Origin of the sequence: Pelagibacterium sp. (assembly GCF_048264985.1) — a bacterium.
GTDB lineage: Bacteria > Pseudomonadota > Alphaproteobacteria > Rhizobiales > Devosiaceae > Pelagibacterium.
Map to the genome: position 1 here is coordinate 17,223 of NZ_JBLXCL010000004.1, position 23,496 is coordinate 40,718.

At 59.7% G+C, this 23,496-nt stretch carries 23 protein-coding genes; 9 read left to right on the forward strand and 14 right to left on the reverse strand.

Annotated elements, in window-relative coordinates; genetic code table 11:
- Position 1: 1 nt before the first annotated feature.
- The 3 genes from ACN0TA_RS12900 to ACN0TA_RS12910 are packed head-to-tail and all read right to left on the reverse strand — an operon-like array spanning position 2 to position 1,953.
- Positions 2–883, reverse strand: coding sequence for a carbon-nitrogen hydrolase family protein (locus tag ACN0TA_RS12900; protein ID WP_417583548.1), 882 nt, complete (start codon positions 881–883; stop codon positions 2–4).
- Entirely contained in the window at positions 880–1,140 is a 261-nt protein-coding gene (gene grxC, locus ACN0TA_RS12905) for a glutaredoxin 3 (RefSeq protein ID WP_417583550.1), read from the reverse strand. The genes ACN0TA_RS12900 and grxC overlap by 4 nt, the downstream gene beginning before the upstream one ends.
- Positions 1,141–1,170: 30 nt before the next feature.
- Positions 1,171–1,953: a ComF family protein gene (locus ACN0TA_RS12910; RefSeq protein ID WP_417583837.1), complete on the reverse strand. Its 783-nt coding sequence runs from the start codon at positions 1,951–1,953 to the stop codon at positions 1,171–1,173.
- Positions 1,954–2,013: 60 nt separating this feature from the next.
- Between ACN0TA_RS12910 and ACN0TA_RS12915 the strand changes: the two genes are divergently transcribed.
- Positions 2,014–2,874 carry a methyltransferase domain-containing protein gene (locus ACN0TA_RS12915; protein ID WP_417583552.1) on the forward strand — a complete coding sequence of 287 codons (861 nt, stop codon included), beginning with the start codon at positions 2,014–2,016 and terminating at the stop codon, positions 2,872–2,874.
- A gap of 2 nt (positions 2,875–2,876) precedes the next feature.
- Here ACN0TA_RS12915 and ACN0TA_RS12920 read toward each other — a convergent pair whose 3' ends face one another.
- Both ACN0TA_RS12920 and secA read right to left on the reverse strand, forming a co-directional pair.
- On the reverse strand, positions 2,877–4,643 hold the full coding sequence (locus ACN0TA_RS12920; RefSeq protein WP_417583554.1) for an SLC13 family permease: 1,767 nt from the start codon (positions 4,641–4,643) through the stop codon (positions 2,877–2,879).
- A gap of 127 nt (positions 4,644–4,770) precedes the next feature.
- A complete protein-coding gene (secA, locus tag ACN0TA_RS12925) occupies positions 4,771–7,443 on the reverse strand; it encodes a preprotein translocase subunit SecA (RefSeq protein ID WP_417583556.1) in 2,673 nt (890 codons plus the stop codon).
- 274 nt (positions 7,444–7,717) lie between these two features.
- Here secA and ACN0TA_RS12930 point away from each other — a divergent pair, with 274 nt between their 5' ends.
- Positions 7,718–8,653, forward strand: coding sequence for a peptidylprolyl isomerase (locus ACN0TA_RS12930; protein ID WP_417583558.1), 936 nt, complete (start codon positions 7,718–7,720; stop codon positions 8,651–8,653).
- Positions 8,654–8,688: 35 nt separating this feature from the next.
- Here ACN0TA_RS12930 and ACN0TA_RS12935 read toward each other — a convergent pair whose 3' ends face one another.
- Positions 8,689–9,084, reverse strand: a complete 396-nt coding sequence (locus ACN0TA_RS12935; RefSeq protein ID WP_417583560.1) for a TetR-like C-terminal domain-containing protein — start codon at positions 9,082–9,084, stop codon at positions 8,689–8,691.
- Between the two features lie 274 nt (positions 9,085–9,358).
- Between ACN0TA_RS12935 and argJ the strand changes: the two genes are divergently transcribed.
- From argJ to ACN0TA_RS12950, 3 genes are all read left to right on the forward strand, one after another.
- Complete coding sequence (gene argJ / locus ACN0TA_RS12940) at positions 9,359–10,591, forward strand: bifunctional glutamate N-acetyltransferase/amino-acid acetyltransferase ArgJ (RefSeq protein ID WP_417583562.1); 1,233 nt, start codon at positions 9,359–9,361, stop codon at positions 10,589–10,591.
- A 100-nt stretch (positions 10,592–10,691) separates the two neighbouring features.
- Entirely contained in the window at positions 10,692–11,447 is a 756-nt protein-coding gene (locus ACN0TA_RS12945; RefSeq protein WP_417583564.1) for a GNAT family N-acetyltransferase, read from the forward strand.
- Entirely contained in the window at positions 11,444–11,842 is a 399-nt protein-coding gene (locus ACN0TA_RS12950) for a (deoxy)nucleoside triphosphate pyrophosphohydrolase (RefSeq protein WP_417583566.1), read from the forward strand. The genes ACN0TA_RS12945 and ACN0TA_RS12950 overlap by 4 nt, the downstream gene beginning before the upstream one ends.
- Here the strand turns inward: ACN0TA_RS12950 and ACN0TA_RS12955 are convergent.
- The 7 genes from ACN0TA_RS12955 to ACN0TA_RS12985 form a co-directional block, all read right to left on the reverse strand.
- A complete protein-coding gene (locus ACN0TA_RS12955; RefSeq protein ID WP_417583568.1) occupies positions 11,834–12,400 on the reverse strand; it encodes a DUF1003 domain-containing protein in 567 nt (188 codons plus the stop codon). The genes ACN0TA_RS12950 and ACN0TA_RS12955 overlap by 9 nt on opposite strands.
- A 63-nt stretch (positions 12,401–12,463) precedes the next feature.
- Complete coding sequence (locus ACN0TA_RS12960) at positions 12,464–15,025, reverse strand: HWE histidine kinase domain-containing protein (RefSeq protein WP_417583570.1); 2,562 nt, start codon at positions 15,023–15,025, stop codon at positions 12,464–12,466.
- Positions 15,025–15,624 (reverse strand): biliverdin-producing heme oxygenase, encoded by a 600-nt coding sequence (locus tag ACN0TA_RS12965; protein WP_417583572.1) that lies wholly within the window; start codon positions 15,622–15,624, stop codon positions 15,025–15,027. Before ACN0TA_RS12965 ends, ACN0TA_RS12960 begins: the two co-directional genes overlap by 1 nt.
- Before the next feature lie 82 nt (positions 15,625–15,706).
- Entirely contained in the window at positions 15,707–16,720 is a 1,014-nt protein-coding gene (locus ACN0TA_RS12970) for a L,D-transpeptidase family protein (protein ID WP_417583574.1), read from the reverse strand.
- A 132-nt stretch (positions 16,721–16,852) separates the two neighbouring features.
- Entirely contained in the window at positions 16,853–17,812 is a 960-nt protein-coding gene (locus ACN0TA_RS12975; RefSeq protein ID WP_417583576.1) for an acetyl-CoA carboxylase carboxyltransferase subunit alpha, read from the reverse strand.
- Between the two features lie 249 nt (positions 17,813–18,061).
- Positions 18,062–18,958, reverse strand: coding sequence for a site-specific tyrosine recombinase XerD (locus tag ACN0TA_RS12980; protein WP_417583577.1), 897 nt, complete (start codon positions 18,956–18,958; stop codon positions 18,062–18,064).
- On the reverse strand, positions 18,958–19,110 hold the full coding sequence (locus ACN0TA_RS12985; RefSeq protein ID WP_417583578.1) for a histidine kinase: 153 nt from the start codon (positions 19,108–19,110) through the stop codon (positions 18,958–18,960). The genes ACN0TA_RS12980 and ACN0TA_RS12985 overlap by 1 nt, the downstream gene beginning before the upstream one ends.
- 116 nt (positions 19,111–19,226) lie before the next feature.
- Here ACN0TA_RS12985 and ACN0TA_RS12990 point away from each other — a divergent pair, with 116 nt between their 5' ends.
- The 3 genes from ACN0TA_RS12990 to ACN0TA_RS13000 are packed head-to-tail and all read left to right on the forward strand — an operon-like array spanning position 19,227 to position 22,212.
- Positions 19,227–19,820, forward strand: a complete 594-nt coding sequence (locus tag ACN0TA_RS12990; RefSeq protein WP_417583580.1) for a shikimate kinase — start codon at positions 19,227–19,229, stop codon at positions 19,818–19,820.
- Entirely contained in the window at positions 19,817–20,935 is a 1,119-nt protein-coding gene (gene aroB / locus ACN0TA_RS12995) for a 3-dehydroquinate synthase (RefSeq protein WP_417583582.1), read from the forward strand. The genes ACN0TA_RS12990 and aroB overlap by 4 nt, the downstream gene beginning before the upstream one ends.
- Positions 20,935–22,212 carry an HlyC/CorC family transporter gene (locus ACN0TA_RS13000; RefSeq protein WP_417583584.1) on the forward strand — a complete coding sequence of 426 codons (1,278 nt, stop codon included), beginning with the start codon at positions 20,935–20,937 and terminating at the stop codon, positions 22,210–22,212. Before aroB ends, ACN0TA_RS13000 begins: the two co-directional genes overlap by 1 nt.
- Here the strand turns inward: ACN0TA_RS13000 and ACN0TA_RS13005 are convergent.
- Positions 22,196–22,459, reverse strand: coding sequence for a BolA family protein (locus tag ACN0TA_RS13005; protein ID WP_417583586.1), 264 nt, complete (start codon positions 22,457–22,459; stop codon positions 22,196–22,198). The two genes, ACN0TA_RS13000 and ACN0TA_RS13005, sit on opposite strands and share 17 nt — an antisense overlap.
- Before the next feature lie 213 nt (positions 22,460–22,672).
- Here ACN0TA_RS13005 and ACN0TA_RS13010 point away from each other — a divergent pair, with 213 nt between their 5' ends.
- A complete protein-coding gene (locus ACN0TA_RS13010) occupies positions 22,673–23,332 on the forward strand; it encodes a J domain-containing protein (protein WP_417583588.1) in 660 nt (219 codons plus the stop codon).
- The last annotated feature ends 164 nt before the right edge of the window (positions 23,333–23,496 follow it).

Below are 23,496 nucleotides of genomic sequence, written 5' to 3' on the forward strand. Positions count from 1 at the left end.
TTCAATTTCCCGCTTGGGTTTTAAGACTGCTCGAAACCGCGACGCCGGCGTCCGGCGCGGCGAGCGTAAAGCTGCGCGCATTGGCAAGCGCGGGCACCCTTTGCCGCGCCGCGCTCACCGCGTCAAGGTCCAGCTCGGCAATGAGCAGGCCCGGCGCGTCGCCCTCAACTTCTGCGATCACCTCGCCCCAGGGCGACACGACAAGCGAATGACCAAACGTCGACCGCCCGTTTTCATGGTGCCCACCCTGTGCCGCTGCAAGAATAAAACACCCGGTTTCTATGGCTCGAGCCCGCAACAGAACGTGCCAATGCGCCGCCCCTGTGGGTACCGTGAAGGCCGAGGGTACGGCAATGACCTGCGCCCCAGCCTCGGCCAGCGCGCGATAAAGCCCGGCAAAGCGCAGATCATAACAGATAGTCGCTCCAAGCGAGAAAGGCGCAATATCGACAACCACCGCCTGCGTACCACCCGCATAGGTCGCACTTTCGCGATAAGCGTTCGATCCAGGTATATCGGCGTCGAACAGATGGATCTTGTCGTAGGTCGATACGATAGCGCCCTGCGGATCGAAAACCACCGAGCGATTGGCGAACCGCTCATCGCTCAGCGCAATCGCAAGCGAGCCGACATGGAGAAACACCGAATGAGCTTGGGCGATACCGGCAAGCCGCTCGATCGCACCATTACCGCCCCAAGGCCCAGTTGTTGCCCTAAGCCCTGCACGGTCTTTTGCAAAGACTACACTCATTTCCGGGGTCAGCACGTAACAGGCACCGGCCTGTTTGGCCTCGGCCACGCGCGCTTCGATTTCAGCAAGATTAACCTCGGCCCCGAGGCCTGCGTTCATCTGAACAAGGGCAACGGTCGTGGCCTGGCTCACGCTGCATTCTCGATCAGCGGATCAAGCTTGCCCTGCCGCTCAAGCGCGGCCAGATCGTCAAAGCCGCCAACATGGGTCTGCCCGACAAAGATCTGAGGCACCGTGCGCCGTCCATTGGCGCGCTGTGTCATTTTTTCCCGCAGATCGGGATCGAGCACTGTGATCTCTTCGAATGCTATACCCTTGTCGCCCAGCAGCGCCTTGGCGGCATGACAATAGGGGCAAGTCGGGGTCGTATAGATTTCGACCTTGGCCATTTGAACGTAAACTCCAGTCAATCTTGGCGGTTATACTGTCATATCCGCATCGAACACAACGCGGGCAAAGCTGAGCACGTCGACCTGCGATACGCCTGCGCGCTTGAGCGCCTTGGCCGCCGCAGACACCGTGGCTCCGGTTGTCAGCACGTCATCGATCAGGACAACGCGCCGCGCGCCCAACCGATCCAGCTTCGCCACATTGACGCGAAACGCTCCATCGACATTGCGAGTCCGCTGGGAAGCGTTCAACCCGACCTGCTGGATCGTGTGCCGATGCCTGACGACAAGGTCGGTATCCAGCGTGCAATTTGCAAGGCGTCCAATGGCACGCGCCAGTTCCGCCGACTGATTGTATCGCCTTTGACGCTGCCGTGCCCTGTGTAATGGGACTGGCACCAGCACCCCATCGGAACCCAAAAGCTCGTGGCCGGCACAGACCATCATACGGGCGCAGAACAATGCAATCTCGGGCCGATCGGAATATTTCAGCTTCGACACCAGCTTGCGCGCCAGATCGGTATAGGCAACTGCGGAGCGCGCCCGCGAGAACGGCGGCGGATCGGCAATCGCCTGCACAGACAGCGCGCCCTCCCCCATGTCCGAGGCAAATGGCAAGCCCAGAACCGGGCAGAACGGGCGCGATATTGGGACCAATTGGCTCCAGCACCCGGAACATAAGCCATCGGGCGTCAGGACAGCCTCCCCGCATGCCAGGCAGACCGGTGGGAAAGCGGCGTCGAGCGCACGCCCTGCGACCGTCGCCGCAAGCTCGCGTAACCACGCGCCAAACGGGCGCCCCCGATCGTCCATCCCCCCAACCATGATACGATCATTGCATGGCATCCATTCCTGCGCCATATGGTCGACACCATGACCCAGTCCCCGCTTGTATTCGACCGTGCCCGCCTTGCAGCGAACTTCGCCAAACGCGAAGGGCAATCCGATTTCGTGACCGATCTTGTCCTCGCCGATCTTGGCGACCGGCTCGCGCCCGTGACGCGGGAATTCCCTAAAGCGCTCGTCATTGGGCCCGATCCGCGCCTGCTGCCCGACGGCGCGCATTCGGCCAATGGCCCAATCAAATTCGAAAAGGCATCCACCCTGCTCGATGTCGATGGATTTGCGCATGTCGATCCGGAACATCTACGACTTCCCGCCAGCGATTACGATCTGATCGTCTCGCTTCTCGACCTCCAGACCGTCAACGACGTCCCCGGTTTCCTCGAAAACCTGCGCCGCCACATCGCCCCTGACGGCCTCTTGATCGCCGCGGCCATCGGTGGGCGCACGCTAAGTGAACTGCGAGACGCGTTTCTGGCCGCCGATGTAGAAATTCTTGGCGGCGTGTCCCCTCGCGTGGCGCCGATGATCGACGTGCGCGATGCGGGCAGCCTGCTCCAACGGGCAGGCTTTGCCCTGCCGGTCACGGACCTCGAAACCCACATGGTGCGCTATCGCACCCCGCTTGCCCTGTTCGACGAGTTGCGGGCGTTGGGGGTCACCAATCCTCTCGCCGGGCGCGACACGCGATTGATGACACCACGCCATTTGATGCGCGCTGCGGAAATCTACACCGAGCGCTATTCAGATCCCGACAGCAAGGTCCGCGCCAGTCTCGAAATCCTCTGGCTATCCGGGTGGTCACCCCATGACAGCCAGCAAAAACCTTTAAAGCCCGGCTCCGCCCAGACCAGCCTGCGCGACGCGCTGCGCGACAAATCCGAGGGTTAGGCTCAAAGCGGCCAGAACACCATGATGGCCGGGACACCGACAAGTACGATAATCACTTCGAGCGGCAGCCCCATGCGCCAATAATCGCCGAAGCGATACCCGCCCGGCCCCATGATCAGCGCGTTGTTGTTGTGCCCGATTGGCGTGAGGAAGGCACAGCTCGCGCCGATGGCCACGGCCATCAGGAAGGCGTCGGGATTAACCCCCAATATCTGCGCCAGCCCGAACGCGACGGGGCCGAAAATCACCGCGGTCGCCGCATTGTTGAGCACGTCCGAAAGCGTCATGGTGAACACAAGCACCGCCGCCAGCGCCACCCACGCGGGGACGTATTGGCCGAACATCGCCAGCCCTTCAGCCATGAGCTGCGTGCCCCCCGAGGTTTCCAGCGCCAGCCCCACAGGCAACAGCGAGCCGAGGAGCACAACCACAGGCCATTCGATGGCCTCGTAGATCTCGCGCACCGGCAGGATATCAAAGAGCACGTACATCACCGCAACAGCACCAAGCGCAACCGTAAGCGGTACAAGCCCAAACGCCCCAACCCCGACAGCCGCGGCAAACAAGCCGATGGCGCCAAGAGCCTTTTCATGGCGCACCACAGGTACGCTGGATGCAATCGGCAAACAGTCCATGCGGGTAATGACATCGTCGACGGCATCCTGATGACCAAGCAGCAACAGCACATCACCGACCTCGAGCGGTGTGCGGCGCACCCTCTCGGTAATCGCCCGACCACGCCGCGACAGCCCAAGCATCACCACGCCATTGCGCTGCATGACGCGCACATCATTGGCAATCCGGCCAACGACGCGGCTATCCGTCGTCACAACCGCTTCGACCATTTTCAGATCCGAGGACAGCTCGGCACTTTCACCCGACCGCCCCTGCAGATCGACCTGCAGCGCGCCGGCCAGTGCCGAAATGGCCTCAGCGCTACCATGAACGACGATGAGATCGCCTTTGCGGATCCGCTCCCACCGCGCCCGGCCCGGCAGCCGTTTGTTGCGGCGCACAAGACCCACGATGGCACAATCGTGCTCTTCGGCATCTCCGTCCAGCTCACGCACGCGCTTGCCTTTGGCTTTCGATTTCTCGGTAACCACAAGTTCGGTCGTGTAGCTGGCCGCGGCACGCAATTCGGCGCCAGCGCCCTTGTCGCGCACCGGGATCAACCGCCAGCCCACGAACCCGATAAACGCAACGCCGGCCAGGGCGCAGACCAGTCCAACGGGGGTAAAATCGAACATCGTGAAGCTTTCGCCCATGGCGCGCTCACGATAGGCGGCGATGATGATGTTGGGCGGCGTCCCGATCATGGTCAGCATACCGCCGAGAATTGTCGCGAAGGCCAGAGGCATCAGCGAAGACGCCGGCGAGCGATTGGCCTTTTGCGCCGCCTGTACGTCCACAGGCATCAAAATCGCCAGCGCCGCGACATTGTTCATGAATCCTGAAAACACAGCCCCGATGCCGCCCATGATCGAGATATGAAGCGGCAGGGAACGATCGCGACTGACAGCATGGCGGGTGATCAGATCCACGGCCCCGGATCGGGACAGCCCCGCAGTCACCACCAAAACCAACGCTATGATGATAGTCGCATCGTTGCCGAAGCCCGAAAATGCTGTTTGCGCCGGCACCACCCCCAGAACCACGCCCATGATGAGCGCGCCAAATGCGACGAGGTCATAGCGCCACTTGCCCCATAAAAGCCCAGCCAGCACCAATCCCAAAAGAGCAAAAAGCACGATTTGATCGTAGGTCAAAATATTCCCCCAAAAGCGCTCTCACAAATGCCTGTCCACCCTAAACAGTTCCGGCTTCATGTGCGACCGGCAACAAAAAATCCCCGGAGCGGGCTCCGGGGATTTCGATTTGTGCTCGATTGCCTGCCTAGAAAGAGCCGTGGCAATGTTTGAATTTTTTGCCCGATCCGCATGGGCACGGATCGTTACGCCGCGTACGAGCCATCACTTCAGGGCTCAATTCCCCCTGCGGCGCGGCATCGTCGCGCACTTCGTTCTCGCCGGTCACCGGGTCGATATGGCTTTCACGAAGCTGGCCGGGCGCTGGCGCCTGGGGCTCGGGCGGCTTGATTTCGAAATGGCTCATCTGAGTGGTGACCAACTCACGCAGATTGGTCAGCAGCAAAGAAAACAGCTCGAAAGCTTCCTGCTTGTATTCGTTAAGCGGGTCGCGCTGGGCCAGTCCGCGCCAGCCGACGACTTTCGAGAGATGGTCGAGCGTCACAAGATGCTCACGCCACAACCCGTCGATCGATTGCAGGATGAAGCTCTTTTCGATCTGGCGCATGGTTTCCGGTCCGATCCGCGCCGCCTTTGCTGCCGCGTAATCGTCAGCCATCTTGACGAGGCGCTCGCGTAGCACCTCGACGCTCATGCCTTCTTCGTCGGCCCATTCGGCCAGAGGTGGCTCGATCCCCAGATAGGTCTTGCATGCGGCGCCGAGCTGCTCGGTATTCCACTGTTCAGGATAGGAGCGCTCCGGTGCCGATTTTCCAATGAGCGAATCCACCACGTCGTGGCGCATATCGGCAATCGTTTCGGCGACGTTCTCGGCATCCATCAATTCGATGCGCTGCTCGAAGATCACCTTGCGCTGATCGTTCATCACGTCATCATATTTCAAGATGTTCTTGCGGATATCGAAATTGTGCCCTTCCACGCGGGTCTGGGCACGTTCGATGGCCTTGGTGACCATCGCATCGGAGATCGACTCGCCATCTTTCAGACCGAGCGAGGTCAGAACCTTTTCCATGCGCTCGGGGAAGAAGCGCCGCATAAGATCGTCCTGCAGCGAGACAAAGAATTTCGAGCGCCCCGGATCGCCCTGACGGCCCGAACGGCCGCGCAACTGGTTATCGATGCGGCGTGACTCATGGCGCTCGGTACCGATTACCATCAGCCCGCCAGCAGCGAGCGCCTCTTTCTTTTTCTCGGCGATATCGGCCTTGATTTCAGCAGTCTTTTTCGCGAGCGCTTCGCCTTCGAGCCCTTCGGCTTCGTTGGCAACGCGCATCTCGAGATTGCCGCCGAGCTGAATGTCGGTTCCACGACCGGCCATGTTGGTTGCTATGGTGATCGCACCGGGCACGCCCGCAGCAGCAATGATCTGAGCTTCCTGCTCATGGTGACGGGCGTTGAGGACAGCGATGTCCTTGATGCCCTTCTTCTTGAGGAAGTCGGCCAGCATTTCCGAACGTTCGATCGATGTCGTACCCACAAGAACAGGCTGATTGCGGTTGCGACACGCAATCACCTCGTCAGTAATGGCCTGGAATTTTTCGTCAACGGAGCGATAGATCTGGTCGTTCTCGTCGAGACGCGCGATCGGCACGTTGGTGGGAACGGTCACCACGTCCAGCCCGTAAATATCGGCAAATTCGGACGCTTCGGTATCGGCAGTACCGGTCATGCCTGCCAGCTTTGTGTAGAGCCGGAAATAGTTCTGGAACGTGATTGATGCCAGCGTCTGGTTTTCAGGCTGTATCTTTGCGCCTTCCTTGGCTTCCAGCGCCTGATGCAACCCTTCCGAGAAGCGGCGGCCCGGCATCATACGACCTGTGAATTCGTCGATGATCACAACGTCGTCGTCTCGGACGATATAGTCCTTGTCGCGCGTGAAAATCTTGTGCGCCTTAAGCGCCGAATTAAGATGATGAACAATCGAAACGTTGTCGATGTCGTAGAGCGAACCCGATTTGATCAGTCCGTCACGCTCAAGAATTTCCTCAAGCTTTTCGATGCCCTCGTCGGTAAAGCTCGCTGCGCGATGTTTTTCGTCGATGGTGTAATCGTCTTCGACGAGCAACGGAATGTACTTGTCGATCGTCTTGTAAAGCTCGGAGCGATCCTGAGAGGGCCCCGAAATAATCAGCGGCGTCCGCGCTTCGTCGATTAGGATCGAATCCACTTCATCGACAATCGCGTAATTGTGTCCGCGCTGCACCATCTGGGCGCGCGAATATTTCATGTTGTCGCGCAGATAGTCGAAGCCGAACTCGTTGTTGGTGCCGTATGTGATGTCGGCATCGTAAGCGGCTTTGCGCTCCATGTCGTTGATGCCATGGACGATGACACCGGTCGACAGCCCCAGGAAACCGTAAAGACGCCCCATCCACTCGCTGTCGCGACGGGCAAGATAGTCGTTGACGGTGACGATGTGCACGCCCTTGTCTTCAAGCGCGTTGAGATACGCCGAAAGCGTTGCCACAAGGGTCTTGCCTTCACCGGTCCGCATTTCGGTGATGGCCCGCTCGTTGAGCACCATGCCGCCGATAAGCTGAACGTCGAAATGGCGCATGCCCAGGGCGCGTTTTGAGCCTTCGCGCACAGTTGCAAAGGCCGGAACCAGCACATCGGCCAGTTTTGCGCCATCGCGCAATTGCTGTCGGAACTCTTCGGTTTTCGCCCTCAGCTGGTCGTCGGTGAGCTTTTCGAACTCGGGCTCAAGTGCGTTGATAGCATCGACATTGGATTGATAGCGTTTGACGCGCCGATCGTTGGCCGAGCCGAAAAACTTCCGGGCAAGCGCTGCAAGAGCCATGAAGAATTGTCCTTAGAACCTTGTTGGATGCGCTCCGACACGACGGTTGCGACGTCCCGGTTTGTGCCTTGCATATGGAAAAGGGCGGCAGGCCGGGGCGCTGCCGAAAGGAGCGCTGAATACTTCGGCAGGAGATGTAAGAGTGCCACCATGGGTTGTCAACGTTGGCAAAATCCGCCAAACCACCGCCAAAGTCCGGGGCTAAACGCTTATCTGGAACTTTGGTTCGGGCGATGGGGGGCCCGGATTCGGAAAAACAAGGAGAGTTCTCATCATGTCATCCGACTTCGCCGCTCCGGTGGCCAGCCTCTTGCGGGCCGCAATTGTGCCGGCGTTTCTTGCCGTCTCACTGACCGCAGCGCCCGTTTGGGCTCAGTCCGAAGAAGCGGCTCCCGCTGAAGCAACAGAGCAGGCAGCGCCTTCAGCGCCCGCCGAGCCAGTCTCGCCCGATACGGTTCTGGCAACAGTTGACGGCGTGGAGGTCACCGAAGGTGATCTGGTTCTCGCTGCCGAAGAACTGACGGCCGAACTCCAGTCGATTCCTGCCGAACAGCGTCGCGGATTCCTTTTGACAGTCATCATCGACATGAAGTTGATGGCCAGTGCCGCCCGCGCAGAAGGTCTTGATGGAAGTGAAGATTTCACCCGCCGCATGGCCTATCTCGAAGATCAGGCCCTCCGCCGCGCCTTTTTCAACTCGATAGTTGAAACACAGGTGACCGAAGAGGCCATCGAAGCCGCCTATCAGGAACTGGTTGCCGATTTCACGCCTGAACCCGAAGTCCGCGCTCGCCATATCCTGGTGCCGACCGAAGAAGAGGCCAATGAAATCCGGGCCGAAATCGAAGGCGGTCGTGAATTTGCCGATGCCGCAAGCGAATACGGCACCGACGGAACGCGCGCCAATGGCGGCGACCTTGGCTATTTCTCCTCGGGCATGATGGTTCCTGAATTCGAACAGGCCGCAATGGCTCTCGAAGTCGGCGAGATGTCCCAGCCTGTAGAGAGCCAGTTCGGCTTTCACCTGATTTATCTCGAAGACCGTCGCCTTGCTGAAGCGCCTCCCCTTGAAGAAGTGCGTCAGCAGGTTGCCCAGCAGGTTCTCTACGAGAGCTACGAAGCTGCAATCGAAGACATCAAGTCCGGTGTCGAAATTCAAATCGACGACCCCGAGCTTGCCGCTCAGGTCGAAGCGCAGGGCGGCATCTAACCGCTGCCGACTGCCGCCAAAACCAGAACCCCGGCTTAACCGCCGGGGTTCTTTTTTGTCGCCGCGACAAGCGTTGCAATCACAGCCTCAACGTCGGTGTCGGCGACCTCAAGCCGCCCCGTCAAAAGACGTTGCCAGGCAAACCCGGCGATCAGCTCGATGATAACGGCACCGTTGGTCTGCGGATCGATTTGCCCGCGCGCCTTGGCCGTATCGACGATCTCCTCGGAAAACTTGCGCCAGCCCTTCTCATACGCGAACAACGCCGCGGCGGCACCGGCATCCGTTTGCGCCTCCGACACCAGATACCGAAATACGGTTCCGCATAAGGTGTTATGCCCGAAGCCAATCAATTGATTGGTCAGAAATGCTCTCAGATCAGTCCGAAACGTCCGGTATCGGGAAATTGCCTTGCGGTCTTGGACGGCCACCAACGATAGATCGTCGGTTTACCGGCGCGGGCCCGTCGCCACCGGCTCAATGGCCCCCCCCCGGAATACCATCCTCGCGCAAAATCGCTTCGGCAGTACCGAGAATGGCTTGCGGGTTTGCGCTTCGCTCCGATCGACCGGCGCCAAACGATCGCGGATTTTTGCCGATACGCTCATCCTTCGCCTTTCCTCCGCTGCAGCGGCTCTTGCCAGCGAGAGCGCGTTGAGGCACACGAAAGGGTCGGTAAACGCGTTTGTCCCCAAGGACTTTTTTATGGCCCTGCCCGTCTCTCCCCTCGCCCCGAAAACCTATGTCACCCCGCCTGCGATTGACGGCGTGCGCTTTGCCACCGCCGAGGCTGGCATTCGCTACAAGGGCCGCACCGACGTACTATTGGCAGTTTTCGATCCGGGCACAATCGTCGCCGGCGTTCTGACGCGCTCGCTTTGCCCCTCGGCAGCCATCGATTGGTGCCGGCAAAACCTTGGCGGCGGCACCGCACGCGCCCTTGTTGTCAATTCGGGCAATGCCAATGCCTTTACCGGCCTTAAGGGCATCGAATCGGTCAAACTGACTGCCGATATCGCAGCCGGTGCCGTCGGTTGCGATCCATCCGAGGTCTTTCTCGCTTCGACCGGTGTTATTGGCGAGCCTCTCGATGCAACGAAATTCGACGGTGTCCTGCAGAACCTTAGCACCCAACTCGCTGCCGAACCCTGGATGGGACCGGCCAGGGCGATAATGACGACCGACACGTTCCCCAAGCTCGCCCAGGCAACAATCGAGATCGACGGCATAACTGTTTCAATCTCTGGCATTGCCAAGGGGTCGGGCATGATCGCACCCGACATGGCGACTATGCTCAGCTTTGTTTTCACCGACGCCCCCATCGCCGCTGATGTCCTCCAGGCCCTTCTCGCCCGGCACAACGAAACAAGCTTTAATGCCATCACGGTCGATAGCGACACCTCGACATCCGACACGCTTTTGGCCTTTGCCACGGGCAAGGCCGGCATCGAGCCGATCGCTTCGCTCGATGACCCGCGCGCACCGGCCTTTGGCGAAGCCCTCAACGACGTGCTGTTCGATCTTGCCATGCAGGTCGTGCGCGATGGTGAAGGCGCAACCAAATTCGTCGCCGTCAACGTCAGCGGCGCCACAAGCGAGGTCAGCGCGGCCAAGATTGCGCGCGCCATAGCCGACAGTCCACTGGTCAAGACCGCCATTGCCGGACAGGACGCCAATTGGGGCCGCATCGTCATGGCCGTGGGCAAGGCCGGCCAGCCCGCCGATCGCGACAAGCTTACAATTGCCTTTGGCAGTCACGTTCTGGCGCGCAATGGCCAGCGCGCCGCCGAATATTCCGAGGATGCGGTGACCGCCTATATGAAGGAAGAGGAGCTCTCGATCAGCGTCGATATCGGCCTCGGCCTGGGGAACGCCACGGTCTACACCTGCGATCTGACCCATGGTTACATCGACATCAATGGCAGCTACCGAAGCTGACAGCCGGCAAGAAGAAACTGCCGGCATCGGCCACGAGATAGCGTAGGAGTACCCCGGAACCGTGTTTCCGGCTCGGAAGACAAGAGAAAAGACAATAGCAGTGCTTTCCGTATCTGAAATCGAAGCGGCGTCCCTCGCCACGTGGCCCGCCCTCGAGACAATCGAGGATGGTCAATGGCGCGCCCGGCTGGCCGGCGGGTTTTCCGGACGCTCAAATTCCATCTGGTCGCTCGACTCCAGCGACGATGCCGATGCCGCCCAACGCATTCAGACGCTTTCGGCACGCTATCAAGAACGCGGCTTGCCTGCGATTTTCCGGGTAACGCCGCTGACCGGCGATGGCATTCTCAATGCACTCGATAACGCGGACTGGCAGCGCTTCAAGACAAGTCTCGTGCTCTCGGTGCAGCTTGCCAAAACTGATGGTTTCGATGGCGCCGCAAGCTTTTACGACGCCACCGATCCCGGCTTTCTCGCTGTGCAGGCGAGGCTTCAGGGGTTCGATGCTGACCAGCAGGAGAGCTTTTCTGCAATTTTAGCGGCACTCAAACGCCCCGCCTGCGGCATTGTTATCTTCGCCGAAGACGGCACACCGGGCGCTGCGCTGCTCTGCGTTGAAAGCGCGGGCATCTTGATGATCTATGACGTCATCACCGCCAGCGCCCTGCGTGGTCAGGGGTTTGGCCGCCGCATGATGGCGAGCGCTCTCAGCTGGGGTGCCGAGAACGGCGCGAGCCACGCCGCACTGCAGGTGCAAGGCGACAATGCCACGGCGATCGGCCTGTACCTGGGGATGGGCTTTACCTTCCGCTACCCCTACCACTACGCTCGCAAGCCCGAGGCCACCGTCCAATGAAAATAACGCTCGTCGTCGCATGTGCCCTGGTTGATGCCGACCGTCGCGTGCTGATCGCCCAACGCCCTCAAGGCAAACAGCTTGCAGGTCTGTGGGAGTTTCCCGGCGGCAAGCTTGAGGTTGGAGAAACGCCCGAAGCCGCGCTCATTCGCGAACTCGAAGAAGAGCTGGGCATCCAAACCAGGACTGCATGCCTGGCGCCGCTGACCTTCGCCAGCCACAGCTATGATGACTGGCACCTGATGATGCCGCTTTACGTGTGCAGGAAGTGGCAGGGTACGCCCATCGCCAAGGAGCACGAGGCGCTTAAATGGGTGCGGCCGCAGATGCTGCACGACTATCCCATGCCCCCTGCCGACATCCCGCTCATCGCCCCGCTCTGCGATCTACTCTGAGCCTTTGCCCAGAACCGCGCGGGTCAAAAGGGCGAGCTGCTCTTGCTGTTTGTCGACGAGTGCCCGCAATTCCTGCGCGCGCATCTGGTCGAGCTTGTCGTGCAGCGCCATGATCTCCACTTCCGCCTTGAGATTGATCTCATAGTCGTGGGCGGCGGCCAGCCTGTCCTTTTCGGCCTGCCGGTTCTGGCTCATCATGATGATGGGCGCCTGCAGCGCCGCGATCATGGAGAGCATGAGGTTGAGGAAGATGAAGGGATAGGGATCGAACGCCCCCATCGCCAGGGCGATGTTGGCTGAGACCCATACGGCCAGAAAGGCAAGGAAAGAAAGGATGAAGGCCCAGGACCCGCCGAAACTGGCGATCCCGTCGGCCATCCTGTCGCCAAATCCGGTCTTTTCGCGATAGACCGCCTCGGTATTGCGCGCGAGCGTGCGCCGCGACACGGCCTTTTTGAGCACGGTTTTCTCGACGCTGGAGAGCGCATCGAGCTCCTTGCCGAAATACCGGTTGGCCCCATGTGCCAACTTGCTTTCGATGTCGTCGTCGGAATTCATCCTGCCTCCAGATCTCTATCGGAAGGCAAGTCTAGGATCAGCGAGCGGCACTGTCAGCAATGTTTAAAACACCTGCTCCAGCGCCTCGGTCAGGCTGGCCATGTCATAGGGCTTGGATACTTTCGGGCGATCCACATGCGCATCGGGAAACGACACGCCATCTGCATAGCCCGAAGCGAAGATGAACGGGATCGCTTTCTCGCCCAGCACATCTGCGACGGCAAAACTGGTTTCGTTGCCAAGATTAACATCGAGCACGGCGAAGCCGATCTCGCTGTTCTCGATGACTTTGAGGGCCTGCGAAACGCTGGAGGCCAGGGCAACATCACGGCAGCCGAGATCGCGCAGCACGGCCTCGCAATCCATGGCAATGATCACATTGTCTTCAACCACCAGCGCCTTGCCTTGCGGGAAATCCACAGCGCCCGCGCGGCGCACGGCCTGTCGCGGCAAGTCTGGCTGTTGGTGATCGAGATCGGCAAGGTGTTCTGGCGCGATGCGCAGCTTTGCCCGCAACCCGTCGATACGGAAGTCCATTTCGGCCGACCCGCCGAGATCGTGACTGACCGAGCGCTCGATGACCACCGAACCGAAGCCGGAATCGCTGGGTGGCTTGACCGCTGGCCCGTCCCGCTCCACCCAGCGGATTGTCAGCCAACCCGCATCATCCCGCTCGAGCGAAATGGCAACGGTACCGCGCTTGTCGCACAGCGCACCATATTTAGCCGAATTGGTGGTCAGCTCATGGATGACCAGCGCCAGTGCCGAAAAGCTCTGCGGAACCAGGCCAACATCGTCCCCCGACACAACGACCCGTTCGGACTTTTCCGCAAGATAGGCTGCTGTCTCATTATGGATGAGCTGGCGCAACGACCCCGAGCCCCATTGGCGTTCTGTCAATTGGTCATGCGCCCGCGCCAGCGCCTGAACCCGGTGATCGAGCGTTGAAACGAAAACTTCGGTGCTGCGATGAGGCGTATTGACCTGCCGGATCAGGCCGCGCATCAGCCCAAGAATATTGCGCACCCGGTGATTGAGCTCTGCGATCAGCAGTTCCTGGCGCTGGCGCGCCATCTTGCGTTCACCTTCGATCAGGTCGGTGTGCTTGAGGATGACTTCGAGCAGGCTCACCCGCAACGTCTCGGCGAGCCGGATATGGCTCGAGCTCCATGGCTCCGATTGTCCACGCGACGTTTCCTGCCAGATCTCGAAGCTCTTGCGCGGTGTCAGGCGCGCACCCATCGGCCCCATGGTCACGGGCTTTTCGGGATTGCCTGCCCATTTGACTTCCTGTGTCACCTCGCGCCGGAAAAAGATCAGATAGTCGCGCGGCGTGCGCGAAATGGGAATGACAAGCATACCCGAGGCGGTCGGCGCATACGCTTTTGCAGATGGATGCAGCGTGCTCAGTTCATGGGTGACAAAGATCGAATTGGATGCCGTGCGGTTGAGGAAATGCACAAGCTCGCCAAATTGGGCTCTGTTGGGCGTTTCCTCCCAAAGCTCGACCTCCTCATCGACAATCATGCCAATTCCGTCGCAGGCGACAAGCCCCGACATTTCTTCAAACACAGATGCCAGCTGAGACACCGGCCCCTGTTCGGGACCGACCATGCGCAGAACCTTGTGATGGAATTCCTGCGCGCGTCTTTCAGCATCGATTTCGCTTTCGCGCACCTTGGCGTCGAGCGCCAGCGAGAACATCTGTCCGACAAGCTCGGCAGCCGTCCGCACGTTGAACGGCACCCGCCGCGGCGAATAATGGTGGCAGGCGATCAACCCCCAGAGTCTCCCGCGCAACAGGATTGAGATCGACATCGAAGCACCGACCCCCATATTGCGCAAATACTCAAGATGAATGGGCGAGACCGAGCGCAACACGGAATTGGACAGGTCGATCGGCATCCCGTCCGGCGCCACGAAAGGCGTGATATCGTGGGATTGCCCGTCGACATCGGCGATGATGCGAATGAGATTGCGCTTGTAGAGCTCGCGTGCCTGCCGGGGAATGTCCGACGCCGGATAGCGCAAACCCATGAAGCTGTCGACACCCTGACGGCGCGATTCGGCGACGACTTCGCCGCTGTCATCATGCAGGAATTTATAGATCATCACCCGGTCGAACCCGGTAAGAGCCTGCACAAGGCTCGCCCCTGTCTTGCACAGGCGCTCGACAGTCTCGGCCGCTTGTAAGCGCTGCACGATGCGCCTGACCATTGAATCATTGTCTTCGCCGCCCGGCCGTGCCGGCTCGCACTCGATGATGATCAGTGAGCCCGACACATGCACAGCCGTATCGCAATTCTGCCCGCCCGCTGTCAGCCGGACGCCGAACACCCGCTCCACATCGTCCGGACCGGTCAAATGTTGAACATGGTTTCGAATGGTGTGGAGAAACTCGGCATCGGCAAAATTACCCAACGGGCGACCAATGGCCGCGTCGGCATCCACCCCGAGCCACTCGGCGCTGTTGGCCGAAACATATTGCACGATCCAGTCGAACGACACCGCAACCAGAAAGCCGAAACCCTGGATCCGGCCCAGCCGGTGGATCGGCTCGCGGTCGCAATTGGTAAGATCGACACCGTTTTCAAGCGGTGTGCCTGTTGAGGCGTATTGATTCATCAGCCGGGCGCGGCTCCATCGGGTTCAAAAAGGTCAACAAGTTCACGCTCGAACAGCATGAACGTCTCGTTGGCGGCAATAATGGCCGCCGACTGTTCCGCCCCGGACAATCCTGCGGCGTCCAAAATGTCGACGAAACGCGGCCAAAGTTTGAGGCCGGCGCCGTGATCGAGATAAGCTGTCGCAATGCCGATGAGCGCCGGATCGACGCCGCGCACCAGCATTGCGCCACCAAGACGCGAGCCTTCAAGCACATAGGCAGCGCCCAAAAGCGTGCCGCGATCGCGTCCAAGCTGCACATCGCGCAGCCGCAGCCGGCTGGCACCAAGCGCTTCAAGATCATCGATCAGCGCTGCACCCCGTTCGCGCTCATCCCAGTCGGGCACGAACCGCGCTATGCCATTCATACGCAGTTTGCGCTCAAGGGCGGGAACGACAGCACCGTGCCACACAAGAAAACGCAGGTAATCGTCTTTTCGGGATAGGTTGAACCTGGACGCCTTGGCATCCAAAAATTCGTGCGCCGCCCGAGTCCTATCCCTCAAGACAAAACGCAGGCTCGGCGCAACATCTGAAACCATCGGCGGAAGGACCTGCATGCACAAAAATCAGCGAGCCGTTTTCAGCGCCTCGCTGTTAAATGCTCAACTACAACTTCGCGTTCCCGAGGAAAGGAAAAAATCAGCTTTGCGGCACTTCGGTGATCACAGCCTGGGACTGAGCGGGCTCTGGCTGACCGAACGGGTTCAGGATGGCACCAAAAAAACCGTTGATGGCTTCGCCACGCGCCGCCATTTCGGCCTCAGCATTGAGGCGGCGCCGTTCGGCCTCCGCAGCGGCGACCTCGGAATCGGCAATCCGGCCAATGGCGCTCTGTATCGCTGCAGCATCAGCCGACTGGCGAGCCTGGAAAGCTGAAACGATCGACGCGTCGGCAACCACCGCCTGACAGCTTCCCGCCATCGACGCAGTCGCGTTGACCGCGGAAGGCTGACGGAACACATAGCGGCCATCGCATACATCCCAGCTCGGCGGAGTGTTGGCGACCTCAAAGAAATCGTAACCCTGCTTGATGTTGTTCCAGAAATCGATGTGCTCGCTCGACTGGTGCTTGGCCATGTTGTCCGGTGTCATGCGGAAAGGAAAGATCTGCACTTCGAACGAACGGTTGCCGCCCGTAAAGCTCTCGCGGGCCAAGGCATAGATCTCGGCGATCTGGTCATCTTCCATGGCGTAGCACCCGGCTGATGAGCAAGCGCCGTGAACCATGAGATGGCTTCCGGTGCGTCCATGAGTGCGGTCGAACTTGTTTGGGAAGCCGAGATTGAAGGCGAGGTAGTAATTGGAATTGGGATTCATCAGCCCCGGTGTGATCGTATAAAATCCCTCAGGCGCCTGACGGTCGCCCTCGTAAAATTTCGGACCCAATTCGCCCGACCATGTGCAGATTTCATAAGACTGAAACAGCTGAAACGACCCGCCAGAAGTCTGCTTCCAGACCTCGAGCGTCGATTCTTCCTTGAACAGACGCACCATCATTGCGGCTTGCGGGCTTGAACCCATGGCTGCAAGCCGTGACTTGGCGGCACCTGAAAGCGGGGTGAGATGACGCCCGTCGCCTTCGAGCGGCGAGCATGAAGCGATAACACCCGCAAACGCGAGCGAAATGACCAGAAGGACGATTTTACGGAGCATTTATGCCCTGACCCTAGATTCCTGTACGCCTTGCCCCCGTCCCCGCTTATGCCACCGCAGGGTTAACGCTCGGTAAGGTTCTTGGGTAATCGACCTAAATTTTATGCAAATTGCAAGATCGGACGGTCAAAATCAGGTGAGCGTGGTTCCGATCGCCAAAAACTTCTCGCGCCGCAACTCGCGAATCTCGAGCGGCCCCAGATCTTCGTCATACTCTCCAAGGAATTTGACGATCTCCGATTTGACGTCGGCAAAGACTTTTTCCGGGTCCCGATGCGCACCGCCCATGGGCTCTTCGATGATGCCGTCGATGACCTTGAGCGCCAGCAGATCCTGTGCAGTGATCTTTTGGGCGGCCGCCATGTCCTGAGCCTTGCCCGCGTCGCGGAACAGGATCGAAGCGCCCGCTTCCGGCGAAATCACCGAATAGACAGCATGCTCAAGCATGAGCACCTTGTTGGTCGCCGCAATCGCGATAGCGCCGCCCGACCCACCTTCGCCGATAACGATCGACAGGTTGGGCACACCGATTTCGAGACATTTTTCAGTCGAACGCGCGATGGCCTCGGCCTGTCCGCGCTCTTCGGCCCCGATACCGGGATAAGCACCGGCAGTATCGACAAACGAAATCACCGGCAGCCCGAACCGATCGGCCATTTCCATGATCCGCACGGCCTTGCGATAGCCCTCGGGGCGGGCCATGCCGAAATTGTGCTTGAGACGGCTTTCGGTGTCGTTGCCCTTTTCCTGGCCCAATATGGCAACAGGCACACCGTCGATGCGGCCAAACCCGGCCTGAACGGCTGGATCTTCGGCAAATTTGCGATCACCGGCCAACGGCGTCCATTCGGTCACCAGGGCGTTGATATAATTGGAAAAATGGGGGCGCTGCGGGTGGCGCGCCACCTGGGTTTTCTGCCAGGGCGTGAGTTTTTTGTACACGTCGCGCAGCGCATCATCGGCGCGTTGCTGCAGACGAGACACCTCGTCACCGATCGAGACCGCTTCATCGGTCTGGGCGAGATTCTTGAGCTCGGCGATCTTGCCTTCGAGTTCAGCGACGGGTTTTTCGAAATCGAGATATGACTGCATGCAATCCGCCCGTTTCGGGCAACCTTCTCATTTTTGAGCGGCCAGCACCAGATATGCTGGCGAGCGCGATCATTCGGGACGTGTCCGTAACAGGAATGTCCTCACCTTGATCGAGGATGGACACCACTTATTCGGTTCGGACGCGCGACAAATCAAGCGTTTAGATCATCACCCGACCGAAAATGGTCAAGCCGGAGGTCGATCTAGGGTTCCAAAGTGGCGGGAAAGTGTCGATTAGACACGCGCGTGTCAAGCATCGCCCGACAACGGATGGTGATCTTCGAGCAATTTGCGCAGATGTGCATCGAGAACATGGGTGTAGATCTGGGTCGTTGAAATGTCCGCATGGCCCAATAGCATCTGCACAACGCGCAGATCCGCCCCATTGGCCAGCAGATGAGAGGCAAAAGCGTGACGCAGAACGTGCGGTGAAACCTTGGCGACAGGCAGCCCGGCCCGGCTGGCAAGCCCCTTGAGATCGCGCGCGAACACCTGCCGCGCCAGATGCCCTTCGGCCCCTTTGGCCGGAAACACGAACTTTTCCTTGTCAGTGCTGTCGAGCCAGCCGATCAATGCGTCCTTGGCCCTGTCGTTGAGCGGGACCAGTCGATCCTTGCCACCCTTGCCCGTCACTGTAAGGTGATCGGCATCCCGCCGCACCGCCCTGCGCTCCAAGCTGACCAGTTCGGAGACCCGTAACCCCGTGGCATAAAGCAACTCGAGCAGCACATAGAGCCGCACGTCACTCTCCTCGCCCCCACTGGCCTCGGCCTCTGCACAGCTGAGCAAGATGTCGACCTCTTCGACCGAAAGCACTTTAGGCAGTCCTCTTCCGGTCTTGGGCGCCGAGACGATACGTGTGGGATCATCCCCCTTGGTGCCTTCGGACACAAGGAACCTGTGCAGTTGGCGCAAAGCGCTGAGCCGCCTGTTCGCCGAACTTGCGGCCAGTCCCTGTGCCGAAAGAGAACTGAGATAATCAGCGACATCCTCGCGCCGCGCCTCGGAGACCGCCCTGCCGGCCCTGGCGAGAAAGCCTGCATAATCGAGTAGATCCCGCCGATACGCAGCGATTGTATTTTTGGCTGCGCCCCGTTCGGCGCTCATCATTTCAAGGAAGGCTTCGATCAGATGGCCGTCGCGCATCAGGGCGCATCCGCCAGCAGGTCGCGGGTCGGCACGCGAACGGTGACATCGCGTTCATTGGGTTCGACAAGCACCGCAAGCGCGAACATGCCGGCATAGGCAAGCCCAACGACAAAGGCGATGGCAACGAGCAGGCGAAACAATGTGGGCATGGCATCCTCTGTATTCGAAAGTGATTTTCCCAGATTTGAGCCCGCGCGGCAAGCGAGCGACCTTGACAGTGCGACCGCCAGAGGGTTGAACCACAGCGAGAATTAAGGGCGTCACGATGGGGCAGAACGCGACAGGCATTGCCAGGCCGAAGGCCGAAAGCCAGGTGCTAGACGCCCTGGCGGGACGTCCTGTTGTCCTTGTGGGGATGATGGGCGCCGGCAAGACCACCGTGGGGCGTCGCATGGCCAACCGGCTCGGCCTGCCCTTTACCGATTCCGATGCGGAAATCGAGACCGCTGCCGGCATGTCGATTCCAGATATTTTTGCGGCCCATGGCGAACCCGAATTCCGCGCTGGCGAGGCCCGCGTCATTTCGCGGCTCTTGCGTGAGCATCAGGGCGTGATTGCGACTGGCGGCGGCGCCTTTATCAACCCCGAAACGCGCGAAGCCATCAAGTCAAATGCGCTTTCGATCTGGATCAAAGCCGATTTCGATCTCCTGTTCGCGCGCGTCTCAAAGCGTCCGGGCCGCCCCCTGCTCCAGACCGCCGATCCGCGCGGCACACTGCAAGGCCTCATCGACAGCCGCTATCCGGTCTACGGCCTCGCCGACATCACAGTGCTGTCGCGCGATGTGCCCCATGACGTCGTCGTCAACGACATCCTTGCCGCCATTTCAGATCATTTCGCGACCCCGAAGGCCCAATGAGCGCAAATCACACGCCACTTCACACAGTCCACGTCCCGTTGGACGGGCGCGCCTATGACATTGTCATCGCTCCCGACGCCATCGACAGCGCCGGCGCCAGACTGTCCGCCCTGTTCCCCGGCGCGCGCTACGGAATCGTGACCGACGAAAATGTCGCCCAAGCGCAACTCGCCCGCCTGACCGCATCGCTCGACGCCGCCGGTTTGGGCCACGCAAAGATTGTCCTGCCGGCCGGCGAAGCCACTAAGTCCTGGGCGCATCTGCAAAGCGTCGTCGATCAGATCATCGGCGCCAAACTTGAACGCAACGACATCCTGATCGCCCTGGGAGGCGGGGTAATCGGCGATCTTGCCGGCTTTGCCGCCTCGATTGCCCGGCGCGGTATGGATTTCGTCCAGATCCCCACATCGCTGCTGGCGCAGGTGGATTCTTCGGTGGGCGGAAAGACCGGCATCAATTCGGTGCATGGCAAAAATCTCGTTGGCGCTTTTCACCAGCCCCGCCTCGTACTTGCCGATTTGAGCGCGCTTGAAACCCTTCCGCCCCGGCAATTTGCCGCAGGCTATGCCGAGCTGGCAAAATATGGCCTGATCGACGATGAGGACCTGTTTTTCTGGCTCGAAGCCAACTACCCCCAGATCGAAGCCGGCGGCCCGGCCCGCGGCGAAGCCATCGCCCGCGCCTGCGCTGCAAAGGCCCGCGTGGTGGTGGCTGACGAAAAAGAGGCAGGCAATCGCGCCCTGCTCAATCTTGGCCACACATTTGGCCATGCGTTGGAAAAAGCGACGGGGTATTCAGATCGCTTAATCCATGGCGAAGGCGTTGCCATCGGCATGGTGCTGGCCCATCGCTTCTCGGCAAAGCTCGGACTTGCCCCGTCTCAAGATGCCGGACGCGTTGAAGCGCATTTGAAAAATGCGGGCCTACCCACTACATTGGCTGACATCCCCGGAGATCTGCCGCCAACCGAAATGCTCATGGACGCCATCGCACAAGACAAGAAAGTCTCGCGTGGGCAACTTACGTTCATTCTGACGCGCGGTATCGGTAAGGCCTTCATCGAAAAAAACATCGACCCTGATACGGTCGCAAATTTCCTTGAGGACATACGCTAATGTCGTTGTGGCTGTCGTTTCTCGCCATTGTCGCGCTGCTGGCCATGAGTTTCTTTTTTTCAGGTTCGGAAACCGCGCTGACGGCCTCCTCGCGCGCCCGAATGTATCAAATGGCCAAAGCCGGCAACAAACGAGCCTCTCTGGTTGAAAAGCTCACTGCCGAGAAAGAGCGCCTGATCGGCGCCATTTTGCTGGGCAACAACGTGGTCAACATTCTCGCGTCCACGCTGGCCGCTTCAGTGCTGATCCAGATATTCGGGGAGGCGGGGATTGCCTACGCGACCCTGGCCATGACAGCGGCTGTCGTGGTGTTTTCCGAAGTGCTGCCAAAAACCATAGCGCTGATCCGGCCCGATGGGTTTGCCCTGTTCGTTGCCCCGGTCATCAGGGTCATCGTTCTGGTTTTCTCGCCGGTGACCCTTGCCGTTCAGGCCCTGGTCAATCTCATCTTGCGCCTATTCGGTCTCGACCCCGACAAGGCCAGCGAAATCTCGGGCCATGAAGAGCTCCGCGGCACCGTGGACTTTCTTCACCACGAGGGCGAGGTGGTCAAGGGCGACCGCGACATGCTGGGCGGCATTCTCGACCTGCGCGAACTCGAAGTCTCCGACGTCATGGTCCACCGAACCCGCATGCTGGCGCTCGACGCCGATATGCCCGCCGACGAGCTGATCGGCGCCATCCTCGACAGTCCGTTCACGCGCGTACCGCTTTACAAGGACAAGCAGGACAATATCGTTGGCGTCGTCCACGCAAAGGATCTGTTGCGCGCCATCCAGAAGGCTGACGGCGATTTCACCCGCGTCAATCCGGCCAAGATCGCCTTCAAGCCCTGGTTCGTGCCCGACACCACCTCCGCTCAGGCCCAGCTCAACGCCTTTCTGAAGCGCAAGCTGCATTTCGCGCTTGTCGTTGACGAGTATGGCGAGGTGCAGGGACTGATTACGCTCGAGGACATCCTCGAAGAGATCGTTGGCGAGATCGCCGACGAGCACGACGCTGTGATCGATGGCGTGCGCAAGCAGGCCGACGGCTCCTACATCATCGACGGCCAATTGCCGATCCGCGACCTCAACAGGGCGCTCGACTGGAACCTGCCCGACGAGGAAGCAACGACGGTTGCAGGGCTCGTCATTCACGAAGCCAAACTGATCCCCGATCCGGGTCAGCAATTCACCTTCCATAATCTGCGCTTCAAGGTTTTGCGCCGGCAGCACAACAGGGTCACCCAACTCAGGGTGTCCCCTGTCGAGGCCGCGATCAGCGCGAAGGCTTGACCTTGATGGCCAGGGCATGCAGCCCTGCATCGAACTGATCGGACAGCGCCGCGTTGATTGCGCGGTGCTGGTCCACGCGGCTCAAGCCGTCGAGTTTTTCGCTGGCGATAACGATGCGGAAATGAGTATTGCCCCCTTCCCGCCATCCTGCGTGACCATGATGGCGTTCGGAATCGTCGATCACCTCGATGGCACTTGGCGCAAACGTTTGAGTGAGTTTGGCTTCGATTTCATCGCGAACGCTCATGTGTCAACACGCCTGTTATTGAAAAAAGTCAAATTGATCCGGGAAACCGGAACACAAACGGTATATGATTACGGGCTTTCAATTCGCAAGGCCCCTGGCGCATCCACCAAGATGCCATCTTCTTGCGGTCAGGAAGCGCCATAGACATCAACTGAGAGCGTTTCGTCCGGCAGATCAGCATGAAACGCTCGTGAAAGGTCCCTACCCGATCCCATGTCGACCAACTCCAAGTCCAAGATCTTCGATTCCGTCCGCATCAAGCCCCGCCGCTCCCAGGTCGAGGAGCAGGTGGCGACGCATCCGGGCTGCGATTGGGAGGGCTGCGACAAGCCCGCGATGCACAAGGCGCCCAAAGGCGCCCGCTCGGAAGGCCAGTTTCACAATTTCTGCCTTGAGCATGTGCGCCACTACAACAAGGCCTACAATTACTTCTCCGGCATGGACGACGAGGAAATCGCCGATCACGCCACCAAGATGAATGCGCCAGGCAGCCGCGAGACCTGGGCCTACGGGTCCAACCGCATGGGCAAATCGGACCCGCAGCCGAAGAAATTCAAGGCGCGCGACTACACGGGCAGCCAGTTCCGTGACGTTAATGGCGTGTTCGCCCGTTTGCGCTCGCGCGCCCGGCAGGATGCCGGCGCCAAGGGTGAGACAGTCGAGCGTGCCATCACGCTCACTGGCCAGGATCGTGCGGCCTTTGAAGTGCTTGGGCTAGAGGGCCGCAAACCCTCGAGCGAGATCAAGTCGACATACAAGGCTCTGGTCAAACTCCACCATCCCGACGCCAATGGCGGCGACAAAGGGTCCGAGGACAGGCTGCGCAACATCATTTCGGCCTATAACCACCTCAAGCAGCGCGGCTTTGTCTGACCCGCGCCCCAACATTTTCAGCAGAGCGAAAATGGCACTCAAATTTGCGCCTAAAGCTTGCGGCATCCGCCGCTCTAGGTTTATGGCAGTTGTGTTGCTATAAGCGCTCCGATTTTTCCTTAAAAGACGCGACCAGAACGCGCCTTCGCATCGACAACGACATG

Excerpts from the sequence above, each read along its gene's own strand:
- grxC (WP_417583550.1), bottom strand. The coding sequence starts at position 1,140 with ATGGCCAAGGTCGAAATCTATACGACCCCGACTTGCCCCTATTGTCAT.
- ACN0TA_RS12910 (WP_417583837.1), bottom strand. The coding sequence starts at position 1,953 with ATGGACGATCGGGGGCGCCCGTTTGGCGCGTGGTTACGCGAGCTTGCG.
- ACN0TA_RS12915 (WP_417583552.1), top strand. The coding sequence starts at position 2,014 with ATGACCCAGTCCCCGCTTGTATTCGACCGTGCCCGCCTTGCAGCGAAC.
- secA (WP_417583556.1), bottom strand. The coding sequence starts at position 7,443 with ATGGCTCTTGCAGCGCTTGCCCGGAAGTTTTTCGGCTCGGCCAACGAT.
- ACN0TA_RS12930 (WP_417583558.1), top strand. The coding sequence starts at position 7,718 with ATGTCATCCGACTTCGCCGCTCCGGTGGCCAGCCTCTTGCGGGCCGCA.
- argJ (WP_417583562.1), top strand. The coding sequence starts at position 9,359 with ATGGCCCTGCCCGTCTCTCCCCTCGCCCCGAAAACCTATGTCACCCCG.
- ACN0TA_RS12950 (WP_417583566.1), top strand. The coding sequence starts at position 11,444 with ATGAAAATAACGCTCGTCGTCGCATGTGCCCTGGTTGATGCCGACCGT.
- ACN0TA_RS12955 (WP_417583568.1), bottom strand. The coding sequence starts at position 12,400 with ATGAATTCCGACGACGACATCGAAAGCAAGTTGGCACATGGGGCCAAC.
- ACN0TA_RS12960 (WP_417583570.1), bottom strand. The coding sequence starts at position 15,025 with ATGAATCAATACGCCTCAACAGGCACACCGCTTGAAAACGGTGTCGAT.
- ACN0TA_RS12965 (WP_417583572.1), bottom strand. The coding sequence starts at position 15,624 with ATGCAGGTCCTTCCGCCGATGGTTTCAGATGTTGCGCCGAGCCTGCGT.
- ACN0TA_RS12970 (WP_417583574.1), bottom strand. The coding sequence starts at position 16,720 with ATGCTCCGTAAAATCGTCCTTCTGGTCATTTCGCTCGCGTTTGCGGGT.
- ACN0TA_RS12975 (WP_417583576.1), bottom strand. The coding sequence starts at position 17,812 with ATGCAGTCATATCTCGATTTCGAAAAACCCGTCGCTGAACTCGAAGGC.
- ACN0TA_RS12980 (WP_417583577.1), bottom strand. The coding sequence starts at position 18,958 with ATGCGCGACGGCCATCTGATCGAAGCCTTCCTTGAAATGATGAGCGCC.
- ACN0TA_RS12985 (WP_417583578.1), bottom strand. The coding sequence starts at position 19,110 with ATGCCCACATTGTTTCGCCTGCTCGTTGCCATCGCCTTTGTCGTTGGG.
- ACN0TA_RS12990 (WP_417583580.1), top strand. The coding sequence starts at position 19,227 with ATGGGGCAGAACGCGACAGGCATTGCCAGGCCGAAGGCCGAAAGCCAG.
- aroB (WP_417583582.1), top strand. The coding sequence starts at position 19,817 with ATGAGCGCAAATCACACGCCACTTCACACAGTCCACGTCCCGTTGGAC.
- ACN0TA_RS13000 (WP_417583584.1), top strand. The coding sequence starts at position 20,935 with ATGTCGTTGTGGCTGTCGTTTCTCGCCATTGTCGCGCTGCTGGCCATG.
- ACN0TA_RS13005 (WP_417583586.1), bottom strand. The coding sequence starts at position 22,459 with ATGAGCGTTCGCGATGAAATCGAAGCCAAACTCACTCAAACGTTTGCG.
- ACN0TA_RS13010 (WP_417583588.1), top strand. The coding sequence starts at position 22,673 with ATGTCGACCAACTCCAAGTCCAAGATCTTCGATTCCGTCCGCATCAAG.